This window comes from Bacillus sp. JKS001846, assembly GCF_900176455.1.
Taxonomy (GTDB): domain Bacteria; phylum Bacillota; class Bacilli; order Bacillales; family Bacillaceae_G; genus Bacillus_A; species Bacillus_A cereus.
The window spans coordinates 5,023,437-5,037,542 of the sequence record NZ_FWYG01000001.1; the positions used below are offsets into that span (position 1 = coordinate 5,023,437).

The window sequence follows — 14,106 nt, forward strand, 5'->3', positions numbered from 1 at the left end:
TTTCTATTATTTCTCTTGTGTTTTTTCCCAATCAGCTAAGAATTTCTCAATTCCTTGATCTGTTAATGGGTGCTTCACTAATGAAGCAATTACGTTTGCTGGGATTGTTGCAATATGTGCACCGTTTAATGCTGCGTCAGTTACGTGAACACTGTGACGTACAGATGCTGCAATGATTTCTGTTTCGATGCCATGAATTGCAAAGATTTCTGCGATTTGACGAATTAAGTCCATACCGTTATGACCGATATCGTCTAAGCGACCTAAGAATGGTGAAACGTATGTTGCACCAGCACGAGCTGCAAGTAATGCTTGAACTGCTGAGAACACTAATGTAACGTTTGTACGAATTCCTAAATCAGAGAACGCTTTTACTGCTTTTAAACCTTCTGTTGTCATTGGAACTTTTACTACAACGTTTGGAGCAATCTTCGCTAGTTCTTTTCCTTCTTCAATCATCTTATCAGCTTCTAAGCTAATTACTTCTGCACTTACAGGTCCTTCTACAACGTTGCAAATTTCACGAATGCGTTCGTGGAAGTCTACGCCTTCTTTTGCTACAAGTGATGGATTTGTCGTTACTCCAGCTAATACACCTAATTCATTTGCCTCTTTAATTTCGTTAACGTTTGCTGTATCAATAAAGAATTTCATTTGTTGTTCTTCCTTCCTAATTTTCATTTTATATTTATTTATTTTTCTTAATAAGCTCTAATTCAATCGGAATAGATTTGTCCACTTTTTTACCTTGTGTTATCTCTTTTGCTGTTTGCATCGCCTTCTCCCCGATTAATTCCGGTTTTTGAGCAACTGTTGCAGCCATACGCCCATCGTTAACCGCTTTCACTGCATCGTCTGTTGCATCAAATCCAACAACGACTACATCTGTTTTTCCAGCAGACTTCAATGCTTCAAGTGCACCTAATGCCATCTCATCGTTATGCGCAAACACGGCTTTAATATCACCATTTGCTTGCAAAATGTTTTCCATAACAGATAATCCTTTCGCTCTATCAAAATCAGCTGCTTGTTTTGCAACTACTTTTAAAGACTTATCGGCTACGTTATGGAATCCTTTCCCACGTTCACGAGCAGCGGAAGATCCAGGGATTCCTTCTAACTCAGCAACGTTTGCTCCTTCGCCAACTAATTCACGAATGTAATCACTAGCCATTTGACCACCTTCGATATTGTTAGAAGCAATGTGAGAAACAACCTTACCTGAATTCGCAACGCGGTCTACTGTAATAACAGGAACATTTGCTGCATTTGCCGCACTTACTGCTGAAGCAACAGCATCTGAATCGGTCGGATTAATAACAACTACATCGACACCCTTTTGAATTAAATCTTCAACATCGTTCGTTTGCTTTGCTGCATCATTTTGTGCATCAACAGCAATTAATTCGATGCCACTATCTTTCGCTTTCTTTTCTGCACCCTTTTTCAAAGTTACAAAAAAGGGATTATTTAAAGTTGAAACAGAGAATCCAACTTTAATAGTTTTATTTCGACCTTTATCGCTAGAATCCTTTGCCCATTCTGGCGGTTCCATTGAACAACCAGCAGTAATGACCATAATACATGCAACGAGTATAAGTAACCATTTCTTCATGAACTGTCCCTCCATTACGCTTCTTTTCTGCGATCAATTAATACAGCTAGTAAGATTACAAGTCCTTTTACAACTTGTTGGAAGAAAGAAGATACACCTAATAAATTTAAACCGTTATTTAATACACCGATAATAAGTACACCGATGAATGTACCAACAATCCATCCTCTTCCCCCAGAAAGACTTGTTCCACCTAATACAACTGCTGCAATTGCATCTAATTCATAAGAAGTACCTGCAGTCGGCTGTGCAGAATCTAATCGTGATGTTAAAACAATACCTGCAAGCGCTGCCAAAATTCCGGAAAGACCGTAAATCATTACTTTAATTCTCGTAACATTAATACCTGATAGTGCTGCTGCTTCTTCATTTCCACCAATTGCAAATGTACGGCGACCAAATGTCGTTTTCTTCAAAATGAAGTACAGTACTGCGAAAGCGATCATCATTGTAACAGCTGGTACCGGAATACCAAGAAAATAACCGCGGCCAAACATTTGGAACATTAAATGATCACCAAGACCAGTGATCGGACGTCCGTCCATATAAACAAGCGTCAACCCACGAAAAATAGTCATTGTTGCCAAAGTTGCAATAAATGGAGCTACTTTTCCTTTCGCAATGATGATACCGTTTACAATTCCCATTACAAGACCTGCTAATAATCCAACTGCCATTGCAAGGAACGGATCCATGCCACTTGCCATCATTCCAGCAACAAGTGCACTTGATAATGCTAAAATAGAACCTACCGATAAGTCAATACCCCCTGTTAAAATTACGAAGGTCATTCCGAATGCAATAAGCGCATTAATCGATACTTGACGCAGTATATTAAATAAATTTGGAATTTCAATAAACGCTGGATTTAAAGCTGTAATTACGACGATAATTAATACTAAACCGATTAAAGAACCGAGTTGTTGTAATACATTCCCCTTCTTAGTCATCCTTACTCTCCCCCTGTAGCTAGTGCCATAATAGACTCTTGTGATGCCTCATCTTTCCCTAAAATTCCGCCTACTTTTCCTTCATGAATAACAAGAACACGATCACTCATCCCTAAAACTTCTGGAAGCTCAGATGATACCATAATAACGGCATCTCCTTGCTCCGTAAGCTTATTCATAATAGAGTAAATTTCTTTTTTCGCTCCAACATCAACACCCCTTGTTGGTTCATCTAAAATGAGTAACTGCGGATGAATGCCTAGCCATTTTGCGATTACAACCTTTTGCTGATTTCCACCAGAAAGAGATTTCACTGCCTGCTCTCCGCTAGATGCTTTCACATTAAGAAGTTTCATCATATCCGCCGTAAACTGTTGTTCTAGCTCGTTGCTTAGAACACTTCCCTTTGAAAGACTTTCTAAATTCGGTAAAGCTAAATTTTCTCGAATTGAAAAATCTAACACTAATCCTTCAGACTTTCTATCTTCTGTAATGAAAGCAATTCTTTGTCTAATTGCATCTATTGGACTATCAATCTTTACTTCTTGTCCATTTATAAAAATTTGTCCAGAGTCTAAAGGTTCATAACCAAATATCGCTTTCATAATATCAGTGCGACCAGCCCCCATCAAACCAGCTACACCAAGGATTTCACCTTTCCTCACTTGAAACGAAACATTTTCAAATTTCCCTTTCTTCGTTCCGTTACGCATTTCAAAAATGACATCACCAATTTGACTATTTCGCTCTGGGTAACGTTCACCAATGCTGCGCCCCACCATCATACTCACTACTTCATCAAATGATGTTTCTGGAATTAATCTCTTTCCGACGAATTCTCCATCACGCAAAATCGTAATAGCATCACATATTGAGAAAATCTCTTCCATACGATGCGAAATGTACACGAATGAAACACCTTCTTTACGTAACTTATTGATTACTGTAAAGAGCGTTTCGATTTCACGATCCGTCAGTGCCGCAGTAGGTTCATCCATAATAATAACGCTCGCGTTTGTCATTAATGCTTTCGCAATTTCGATAATTTGCTGTTGTCCAACCGATAATTCCTCTGCTAACATAGCGCCTCTTACATGCAACCCTAACTCCGCTAGTTGCTGCTGCGCAATCGCGTTCATTTGTCGAGTGCGTAAAATACCTGTTTTCCCATACATTAACTCTTTGCCGAGAAACATATTTTCAGCTACTGTTAAATTCGGCAATATGTTTAGTTCTTGATGTATAAATGCGATGCCGTACTCTTCAGCTTCTTTCGCATTTTTAAAGGTGCGCTCTTGCCCATCGATCGTGATTGTCCCACCATCTTTTTTGTATACACCTGTTAAAATCTTCATGAGCGTTGATTTACCCGCTCCATTTTCCCCCATCAATGCATGGACTTCTCCTGTTTCAATCATAAACTGTGCATTCTTCAAAACAGGATTTCCATTGAACGCCTTTGAAATGTTTTTCATTTCAATATGCATTCCCATCACTTCCCTTTATTAAAAAATCACGCCTGCATGTAAAATTACATTTGCATAAGGCGTAGCCTCGCCTGTACGAATAATCGCCTTCGCTTTCTTTGTATGCTCTTTAAATTGCTCATGAGATACATACTCAAATGCTGGCTCTATTAATTTCTGCTCTATTTCTTTATTTACTTCCGCATTATTTATAATAACTTCTTCTGCTAACGTCACTTTTTCGATTGCCATATCATCAGCTACCACTTGCAATACATCTAAAAAGCTAGGTTTTCCAATTTCAACAGCTAAATCAATTCTTTTTACTCCGTCAGGAATTGGTAAACCGCAATCAGCAATTACAATCGTATCCGTATGCCCAAGTAAAGCAAGGATTGATGCAATCTCACTGTTTAATACGCCGTGTTTCTTCATCCAACAATCACCTGCACTTCACGTACTTTATCTCTCGTTGGCATGCCGCCTTGCGCCCCAAGTTTCGTTACAGAAAGACCACCGGCAATATTCGCGAAACGAATTGCTTTTTGAAGTGTCTCTCCTTCAGAAAGTGCAACTGCTAACGCACCATTAAATGTATCACCAGCTCCAGTTGTATCCACTACATCAACAGCAATGCTAGGAACATGTACAATCTCCGTGCCATTATGGAAACGAACACCGTTAGAACCTTCTGTCATCAATAATTTATTGGGATACTTCGCCAATAAATCTTCAATTGGTGATGTAAAATCATCTAATACGATGCGGCACTCATGCTCATTTGGCGTAATATAAGTCGCCTTTTCTAAAATTCCTTCTGATAAAACTTGTGCTGGCGCTGGATTCAACATAACAGGAATATTATGTTCCTCACAAATAGCCAATACATATTTTACTGTTTCAAGTGGAATTTCTAGTTGAAGAACAACCATATCCGCTTTTACAAGAAGGTCTTTGGAGCGATCTACAACTGACTTATTTACAAGAGCATTTGCCCCTTGTACGACAACAATACTGTTATCTTCTTCTGCTAAAACGATATGAGCAATTCCTGTCGTTCTATCTGTAACCGGTACCACATAATCGATAAAAATGCGTTCGTTCTCTAGATTTTTTCTAACTACTGTTCCATAATCATCATTTCCTACCGCTCCAACCATTGCTACATTTGCTCCTAATCTAGCTGCAGCAACTGCTTGGTTTGCTCCTTTCCCTCCTGGGATTGTATGAAACGCTTCACCAATTACTGTTTCTCCTGCTTTCGGCCGTTTTTTTGAAACAGCCACTAAATCCATTGAAATGCTTCCTACTACTGCAATATTTGGCATCTGTTTCATCTCCTTACTTTGTTGTATTTCGTTCTATAATTTCGATCGGCAAACGATAGTGTTTCTCTTCTAATGTATTTCCTTCCATTTGCTCTAACAACAACTCTGTTGCAATTTTCCCCATTTCATATATCGGTTGTGCAACTGTTGTAATAGATGGATACATCATTTCCGTTAAAGAAATTCCATCAAATCCGATAATTTGTAAATCATTTGGAATGACAATCCCCTTTTGAAGTGCAGCCTTTACAATACCAATCGCAATTAAATCATTCCCAGCAACAATACCATCAATATGCGGGTATTCTTCTAATAATTCCATCGCTACACGCTCACTATTTGCTGGATCAAACGTACTCTCTGCAATCATATACGAAAGATTATTTTGCGTAATAACGTCTACAAAACCTTCAAAACGTTCATTTGCAGTACTCACATCACGTGGACCGCGAATATGTGCAATATGTTTACATCCTTTATCTAGTAACAACTTTGTCGCAGCCTGACTTCCTGCATAGTTATCTGCATATACAGTAGGAATACGCTCATTAAACATACGGTCAATCGCAACAATTGGAATAGATAAATTCATGTAATTAACACTATTTTGTGGATTCGTTGCTACAATAAATCCATCTACATTATTTTGTCTAAGCACATCAATATATTGTTTCTCTTTTTCTAAACTTTCATCAGAGTTACAAAGGACAACTGTGTAACCTTGTTTATGTGCTACATCTTCTACGGCACGTGCAACTTCCGGAAAGAATGGATTCACGATATTTGGAACAACTAAGCCAATTAAACGAGACTTTTTATTATACAGTGAACGCGCTACTGTACTAGGCTTATAATCTAACATCTCAATTGCACGTTCTACCTTTTTTAATGTATCTTCGTGAACATATCCATTTTTATTTAGAACTCTGGAAACGGTCGCAACAGATACTCCCGCTAATTTCGCAACGTCTTTGATCGTACTCATTCTCTTTTCTCCTCATTTCATGTAACCGTTTACAGAAAATAATATAACGTATTTCTAAAAATACGTCAATCATTTCTCACTAAAAAGCTTTTAAGGTTATACTCAAAAAAGCACCGCCATAAGGCGATGCTTCTTCATTACGAGTATGATACAGTTTTTTCTTTTTCTTCTACAGCAGGCTCTTTAGCATCTTTTTTACGATCTGACAATTTAATTTTTTGTAAGAAAATCGTAAAGATGGCACCTACTACGATAAATACTAATCCTGTTAAGAATACAGTATGAAGCGAGTCTACTAAAGAGTTTTTCAAAATAGGTACAATACTGTTAGCGAACGCTTCTGGCATTTGTTTTAATGCCTCTGGGCTAAATAGCATTGAATATAAACCTTGTGGATCTGTGTGAATCATATCTTTAAATTTCGTTACCATTTGTCCCGCTTCTTTCGGGAATGTATCTAATACAGGTACTAAATTCTTTGTTAATGTCGCACCTGAAGTGTTATTCATAATTGATCCTAAAATTGTAATACCAAATGTACCACCGATTTGTCGGAAGAACTGACTTGATGATGTTACAACACCAAGGTCTTTTTTCGGGAAGCTTTCTTGTAACGCTAATGTTAATGTCGGCATTACAAGACCCATTCCTAAACCGATAACCATCATATAAGAAGTAGCTGTAAGCTTCGTTGTGTGCATATCCATCGTTGTTAATAACCAGAAACCACCGGCCATAATAAGCATACCTGCGATAATTTGTGGTTTTACACCAACTTTTAATACAAGTTGCCCACCGATAATACTCATCACAATCATTGTAATCATCATTGGAGTCATAATTGTTCCTGATTCAGCAGCACTTACTCCTACAATACCTTGCATGAAGAATGGTACGAACATAATCGCGCCGAACATTCCAATACTCATAAAGAATCCAATCGCATTCAGTATTGTAAATGTGCGATTTTTAAAGAAATGCATTGGTAAAATTGGCTCTTCAGCTTTCGTTTCAACGATAACAAAGCTAACGATACCAATTACAGCTAGTGCAAATAAACCGATAATTTGCCAAGAATCCCATGCATAATCTTTTCCGCCAAACGTTAGCGCAAGTAATAAACTTACAACACCGAGAATCATCGTAAAGATTCCAGCGATATCGATTTTAATTGGTCCTGTTTGTTTATGCGATTTTAATCCCATTGCAATAAAGATTGTCGCTAAAATACCAACCGGTAAGTTAATGTAGAATACCCATCTCCAGTTCACTGCATCTACAATCCAACCACCAACTTGTGGTCCAATTACAGAAGCAAGACCGTATAACGCACCAAAAATACCTTGCCATTTCGCACGTTCTTTTCCCGTGAACATATCTCCAATAATAATCATAGCCATTGGCATCATAATACCGCCACCAAGACCTTGAATCCCACGGAAAATAATTAATTCTGTCATACCATTTGCCATACCACATAACGCCGAACCAATCATGAAAATAACTAGCCCTGTTATATATACGTTACGACGACCAAGTAAATCCGCTAATTTACCTGCAATTGGTACAACTGTCGTTGATGTTAACATATAAGCTGTCGTTAACCATGTCATTAAACTTAATCCGCCTAGGTCACCGACGATACGTGGCATTGCTGTACCAACAATTGTTCCATCTAATGCAGCAAATAGCATCGCGATTACTAAACCGATTAACAACAACTTTCTATTTTGATTTTCTTGTTGCTCCATGTAATCTCCTCAATTCCTCTTAGTTATTCTCTTTTTTCTCTTGTGTCCCGCAAATAATGGTTTCTAACTTCTCAAAGAGACGTAATAAATCTTCTCTTTCTTGCAACTCTAAATGTGAAAAGTATTTTGCAATATGCTCGTTACGAGCTGTCATTGCCTCTTCTACTCTAGCTTTCCCCTTTTTCGTTAACTCGATGATGACAACGCGACGGTCATCTTTGTCGTGATAGCGTTCTACAAGTTCTTGATCGATTAGACGATCAATCATCACTGTAATCGCGCTAGGCTTCACATACATCTTTTTCGCTAATGTTGTCGCTCTTGAAGCCCCATAATGATCTAAAATCTTTAAAATATAAAACTGCGGTGGTGTAAGTCCTGTCGCTTGCATTTGTTCTAATAACTCCGTCTGCATTTTCTTTCCAATCGAAAAGGCGAGAGCTTGAATTTTATCGATATGCGTCATATCATTTGGCATGTTATCCACCTCTTATTTAAACAATAAAATATTTAATGTATTTAAATATTAATCCCACGAACAAAATCCGTCAATACTTTTATTCATAAAAACGTTTACATTTTTGTCACAAAGTTGTATAATTTTCGACGAAGTTAATATTGACAGTCACGGAGAAACGGAGTACACGGCTATGAATCATAAAAAAGGAAACTTTTTTATATTTCATGGCCTTTTTATGTTCTCTGTCTTAAAACGCTTCGAATTAATTAGGGGAGGATTTTCATTTTATGTTTTTCACACAATTATTTAAACCTGCGCCCCACGCGGAACGCTTACCATCTGATCGCGTTGATAGCGAATACCGTAAATTACGTTTACAAGTATTCTTAGGTATCTTCATCGGTTATGCAGGTTACTACTTTGTTCGAAAAAACTTTTCACTAGCAATGCCATACTTAATCGAGCAAGGCTTTAGTAAAGGGGAACTTGGGGTTATCCTTTCAGCAGTTTCTATCGCTTACGGATTAAGTAAATTTCTTATGGGTATCGTATCCGATCGTTGTAATCCTCGCTACTTTTTAGCAGCTGGGCTATTTTTATCAGGTATCATTAATATTATTTTCGGCTCATTTTCTTTCATTACAACGAGCATTATACTTATGTTTGTACTTCAGTTTTTAAATGGATGGGTACAAGGTATGGGATGGCCTCCTTGTGGTCGTACGATGGTTCACTGGTTCTCTATTAGCGAACGTGGTACAAAAATGTCTATTTGGAACGTCGCTCATAATGTTGGCGGAGCGCTTATGCCTTCACTTGTAACATTAGGCTTATACTTCTTCGCAGATGACTGGAAAAGTATTTTTTACTTCCCAGGTATTCTTTCAATTTTAGTTGGTATTTATGTATTAATTACGATGAAAGATACGCCTCAATCTTGTGGACTACCTTCTATTGAAGAACATACTGGAGAATATCCACCAGATGAAAAAGTAAAAGACCGCGAACGCGAGCTTTCAGTAAAGGAAATTTTATTTAAATACGTATTAAACAATAAGTTTTTATGGTACATCGCTATTGCGAACGTTTTCGTATATTTCGTACGTTACGGCGTTGTAGACTGGGCTCCTACTTATTTAGTAGAAGAAAAAAGCTTTACTCATAGTAGCTCACGTACTGCTTACGCTCTATATGAATGGGCTGGTATTCCAGGTACACTTCTTTGCGGATGGATGAGTGATAAACTATTTAAAGGACGTCGTGCACCTGCTGGTATTCTATTTATGGTCGGTGTATTTATCGCAGTTCTTGTTTACTGGTTAAACCCTCCTGGTAATCCAATGGTTGATAGTATCGCACTTGTCGCAATTGGATTTTTAATTTACGGACCGGTTATGTTAATTGGTCTACACGCTCTAGACTTAGCACCAAAGAAAGCTGCTGGAACTGCAGCAGGCTTAACTGGATTCTTCGGTTACTTAGGCGGAGCTGCTTTCGCTAGTGCAGCTATGGGCTTTATCGTAGATGCATTCGGATGGGATGGCGGATTCATCTTATTACTTGCATCTTGCGTACTTGCAATGTTCTTCCTTGCTCTTACTTTAAATACAGGGTCAGTAAAACAAAAGCAAGCTTAAATAACATATAACAAGCATAAAAATAGCTCTTAGCATTTACATACATGCTAAGAGCTATTTTTTATTTTCATTGCTGTTCCTACTAATGATAACAACCAATTCCTTCCCTACTATAAAATTAAAAGATTTGATGAAACACCTTTATTAAAACAGCTAACGTAACAGATGCAGCAAATCCCCCTAGACAAATTAAGCTTACCCCTTGACTATATGACAAATTTTGAAATGATTTCATTACTTCCATCCTCCCTATCTCCCCTTTGATACTTTTATTTTACCAATGGGAAAAATCTCATAACATCGATTTCTCTAACAACTAACTTACAAATTTGTAAGTTAACATCTTTTCAACTTATATATCTAGTATTTCCACAAATAAGAGTCATTTATACATAAAAAAAGACCTCAGTTATACTAAGGTCTTCGTTACATTCTATTTCATTTTACAATCATCACCGGACATTTCACTCGTTTTGCTATTTTATGACTTACACTTCCAAGCACCATTTCTTGCAGTGTATTGAGCCCTCTACTTCCAGCAATGACAAGATCTATATCTCCTGTATTTACATATTGAACAATTGTATCTCCAGGATCACCATGTAATATCGTAATTGTATAAGAAATGTTCTCTTTCTTTAATAAACCTTCAATCTCTTTTAATTTATCTTTTCGACTAGCCGATATTGTTTCTAAATCTGTTTGACCTTGTATAATATCTGATTTTGCCGTTCTATTATCTACTACGTACACAACTTCAACATTTGTTTCTTCGCTACATTTCGCAATATATGTTGCATGCTCTGCTGCTCGAAGTGCATGTTCAGAACCGTCACATGCTAATATAATTTGTTTGTACATATGCTGAATCCCCTTTTCGTTATCCTACTCGTATTATATAATAAAGCCCTCTAAAAAGGAGGCTTTTAACTAGCAATTCTTTTATTATAAGTCGCTAAATTTGCAACAAGTTTTGAACTACGTTCATTTAATCCTGTTATAGTTACTTTCACACCACTTTGTTCATACTTCATGATAACTTTATCAATTGATGCCACTGCTGAATCATCCCATACGTGCGCATGAGTAAAATTCATTTCAATTCCTTTTACATCTTCTTTAAATGAAAAATTATTTATGAAATCGGCTGTAGCTACAAAGAAAAGTTGACCGTGAATTTCGTATATTTTCTTATTTTCAATATATAAATGTTTCACGTGAATCTTTGCCATATTGAATGCAAATAACACCGCACTAATTACTGTTCCGATAATTACACCTAATGCTAAATTATGTGTAATTAGGACAATCACAACTGTTACGATCATAACAAATGCGTTTCCTTTTGGTACTTTATGAATTGTTGTTACAGAGTTCCAATCAAACGTTCCGATTGAAACCATGATCTTTAACAAGCGTTACCATTAATAATGCCATTGCACCTGTTGCAGCTGAAATCATCCCAGTTCTTCCGCCAACAAATGAAATGGTAACTGCAATACAAAAGGCTGCGTATAGTCCAACTGTTGGATCCACGCCTGCAATAACAGAGAAGGCTATCGCTTCAGGGATTAATGCTAAAGCAACGACAATTCCTGATAACACGTCCCCTCTCACATTAGAAAACCAATCATTTTTTATCGTTTGAAACAAAATACCACTCCTCTACTCCTTTATCATTTGATTTTCTCCATAAGAAAATCTAGCCGACTGCACGAAAGCTATTATATAACGAGTAGAAGATTTTTTACTATGTAAAAGTTTCCTAAAGAAAAAGACGCTATATCAGTAGCGTCTTTGCTCATTTCATTAATGTCCACCGTGTCCTTGACTACTTTCCTGAACAATTTCTAACCTCTCATCTAGTATTCCTTGTATTTCAAATGAAATATCACTCGTACTTCCTAATAAGAAACCGTGATTATATGGTCCAAGTGTTGGATCATCTTTAAACTTCGGCTGAATGCTTGCAAGGAAGTCATACACTGGTTGGGAAGCTTTACCTTCTTCTAATAATACAACAGGTGCATGTTTACCCATATGTGAAAAAGATGCCCCAGCAACTGCTAAATCTGGTGTTTTACTTGAAACAAATGATAAACCGTGACCAGGTTTTGTGAATCCCCAGCCAAATTTTGTTTTTTCATCTTTAAATTTAGCGAACGCAATCGAGTTTTCTGTAGGGGTCTCTCCACTAATACGCGTTACTTTCCCGTATTTGCTTAGCTCTTTTTCTACTTCTTTTGAAACAATTTTTTCTGGCCCTAATACATATATATTTGCTTTATCTTTTCTCATTTTTAATGCCTCTATTGTCGCTTCTGGCACTTTATTCTTTTCTGTATAGAGTAGTGGTTCCGGCATATGAGAAATCCAATTTACAGCGGGGGTTGTATATAAACGTCCTTCTTCTGCAGACGAACCGATAATAACACTATTTGGGTAGCTTCCTGTTATATCGGCATACTCCTTATCAACATCCTTCGCAAATATAGCTGGGTCCGTTTCTTTTATTTGTTTTACTTTATAACCTTTTAATTGTTCAAGCGCGCTAGTACCTACATCTCCCATCACCATAATTTGTGTTCCATCTTTCGTTCCGATTGGATTTAATCGTTTTATTTCTTTTAACGTCATTTCCGGTATCTTTTCTTTTTCTATAAATAAAATCGGCCCGTTATTCGGATGATGAATAAGATCTGCACTCGCAATACCTAATTGCCACTCGCTTGCTGGTACTAAAATAACAGCACCTGGCTGGTTCTCCTTATGAGTTGCTGGCCATATCGTTTGCGAAGTTAATACTGCCATTTGCGAAGGATCATTTGTGTTTAATCTCGTTACATTTTTTAAACTTGTCGTTAATAAATCATTAGATGCACCTTGGTTCATTTCTTTTGGCGCCGTTACCTCCTGATTCATTTTCATTTCCTTTTGCTCTGTTTTCTTCTCTTTTGTAGATTCATGGTTTTTATGGTCTGTATTCGTTTGTCCGCATGCAGTAAGACCAACTGCTGTAATTATTGTTATCCCAAAAATTCGGGTCATTTTTTTCACTATACCGCCTCCGTATTAATCATTTTTGAGCCAATATGATTACCTAAAATGTAATTTCAACTCCACAATAACAAGCAATTCTGAAGAAATTATGCAGACGCATCATAATCTGCACCATTTCTTCATGATTTTGCATTACACTTTAAGTAACGATTATAAATATGGAGGGCTCTCTATGATTGATATACTGCTCGTAGACGATGAACCGAGAATGCTTGAATTATTAACGCTTTATCTTACACCAATTGGATATAACTGCGTATGTGCGACTTCAGGAGAAGAAGCTATTTTACATATAGAAAATCGAAACTTTAAATTTGTTTTACTCGATATTATGATGCCAAAGATGGACGGATGGGAAACGTGCAAAAAAATCCGATCTTTTAGTAACATTCCTATTATTATGGTTACAGCTCGTGATCAAACAGTAGATGTCGTTCAAGGATTAAAACTTGGAGCCGATGATTACGTAACGAAACCTTTCCATGAAGAAGAACTTTTCGCAAGAATTGAAGCCGTTTTAAGACGTACAAATGAACATAAACAAATCCAATATCACGGTATTGTATGGGATGAAACAAAACACTTCGTTTCTGTCCATAGTGAAGAACTCCTTCTCACACCAATTGAATTTTCTTTACTCGGATTATTTTTACGCCATGTGAACTACGTATTAAACCGTGATCAGCTCATCGAACGAATTTGGGGGTTAAACACAAATACAGAAGATCGCACAGTCGATTCACATATTCGTAATTTACGTGATAAATTGCGAAAAGCAAATTTCCCTATTGATCATCATTTAAAAACCGTGTATGGAGTAGGTTATCGATGGATTGATACTGAACAGTAAGGGG

General features: G+C 37.2%; 14 protein-coding genes and 1 pseudogene. 2 read left to right on the forward strand and 13 right to left on the reverse strand.

From position 1 onward, the window contains the following. Nucleotides 1–6 precede the first annotated feature (6 nt). From fsa to B9A45_RS27000, 9 genes are all read right to left on the reverse strand, one after another. Nucleotides 7–654 (reverse strand): fructose-6-phosphate aldolase, encoded by a 648-nt coding sequence (gene fsa / locus B9A45_RS26960; protein ID WP_000667698.1) that lies wholly within the window; start codon nt 652–654, stop codon nt 7–9. A gap of 34 nt (nt 655–688) precedes the next feature. Further along, on the reverse strand, nt 689–1,615 hold the full coding sequence (gene rbsB, locus B9A45_RS26965; RefSeq protein ID WP_000758974.1) for a ribose ABC transporter substrate-binding protein RbsB: 927 nt from the start codon (nt 1,613–1,615) through the stop codon (nt 689–691). Between the two features lie 14 nt (nt 1,616–1,629). Further along, nucleotides 1,630–2,565, reverse strand: a complete 936-nt coding sequence (gene rbsC, locus B9A45_RS26970) for an ABC transporter permease subunit (RefSeq protein ID WP_000162129.1) — start codon at nt 2,563–2,565, stop codon at nt 1,630–1,632. A gap of 2 nt (nt 2,566–2,567) precedes the next feature. Continuing rightward, entirely contained in the window at nt 2,568–4,052 is a 1,485-nt protein-coding gene (rbsA, locus tag B9A45_RS26975) for a ribose ABC transporter ATP-binding protein RbsA (protein WP_002100767.1), read from the reverse strand. Nucleotides 4,053–4,070: 18 nt separating this feature from the next. Further along, complete coding sequence (rbsD, locus tag B9A45_RS26980; protein WP_000716154.1) at nt 4,071–4,466, reverse strand: D-ribose pyranase; 396 nt, start codon at nt 4,464–4,466, stop codon at nt 4,071–4,073. After that, a complete protein-coding gene (gene rbsK / locus B9A45_RS26985; protein WP_001132867.1) occupies nt 4,463–5,359 on the reverse strand; it encodes a ribokinase in 897 nt (298 codons plus the stop codon). Before rbsK ends, rbsD begins: the two co-directional genes overlap by 4 nt. Before the next feature lie 13 nt (nt 5,360–5,372). Further along, a complete protein-coding gene (gene rbsR / locus B9A45_RS26990; protein ID WP_000104034.1) occupies nt 5,373–6,344 on the reverse strand; it encodes a ribose operon transcriptional repressor RbsR in 972 nt (323 codons plus the stop codon). A 137-nt stretch (nt 6,345–6,481) separates the two neighbouring features. Beyond that, the gene (locus B9A45_RS26995; RefSeq protein WP_000437645.1) at nt 6,482–8,095 is read right to left on the reverse strand and encodes an MDR family MFS transporter; all 1,614 of its coding nucleotides are present in this window, start codon (nt 8,093–8,095) and stop codon (nt 6,482–6,484) included. A 19-nt stretch (nt 8,096–8,114) separates the two neighbouring features. Beyond that, the gene (locus tag B9A45_RS27000) at nt 8,115–8,573 is read right to left on the reverse strand and encodes a MarR family winged helix-turn-helix transcriptional regulator (protein WP_001132365.1); all 459 of its coding nucleotides are present in this window, start codon (nt 8,571–8,573) and stop codon (nt 8,115–8,117) included. 269 nt (nt 8,574–8,842) lie between these two features. Here B9A45_RS27000 and glpT point away from each other — a divergent pair, with 269 nt between their 5' ends. Next, the gene (gene glpT, locus B9A45_RS27005; RefSeq protein ID WP_084065500.1) at nt 8,843–10,192 is read left to right on the forward strand and encodes a glycerol-3-phosphate transporter; all 1,350 of its coding nucleotides are present in this window, start codon (nt 8,843–8,845) and stop codon (nt 10,190–10,192) included. Between the two features lie 118 nt (nt 10,193–10,310). Here the strand turns inward: glpT and B9A45_RS27010 are convergent, their stop codons facing one another. The 4 genes and pseudogenes from B9A45_RS27010 to B9A45_RS27025 form a co-directional block, all read right to left on the reverse strand. Beyond that, on the reverse strand, nt 10,311–10,427 hold the full coding sequence (locus B9A45_RS27010) for a DUF4027 family protein (RefSeq protein WP_000834733.1): 117 nt from the start codon (nt 10,425–10,427) through the stop codon (nt 10,311–10,313). 203 nt (nt 10,428–10,630) lie between these two features. After that, nucleotides 10,631–11,053 (reverse strand): universal stress protein, encoded by a 423-nt coding sequence (locus B9A45_RS27015; protein WP_000277999.1) that lies wholly within the window; start codon nt 11,051–11,053, stop codon nt 10,631–10,633. A gap of 65 nt (nt 11,054–11,118) precedes the next feature. Then, nucleotides 11,119–11,845 (reverse strand): annotated as a pseudogene (locus B9A45_RS27020) (SulP family inorganic anion transporter). Between the two features lie 156 nt (nt 11,846–12,001). Then, the gene (locus B9A45_RS27025; protein ID WP_084065501.1) at nt 12,002–13,249 is read right to left on the reverse strand and encodes an ArsR family transcriptional regulator; all 1,248 of its coding nucleotides are present in this window, start codon (nt 13,247–13,249) and stop codon (nt 12,002–12,004) included. A 175-nt stretch (nt 13,250–13,424) separates the two neighbouring features. On the opposite strand from B9A45_RS27025, the gene B9A45_RS27030 reads away from it, so the two are divergent. Then, a complete protein-coding gene (locus tag B9A45_RS27030; RefSeq protein WP_000565483.1) occupies nt 13,425–14,102 on the forward strand; it encodes a response regulator transcription factor in 678 nt (225 codons plus the stop codon). Nucleotides 14,103–14,106 lie beyond the last annotated feature (4 nt).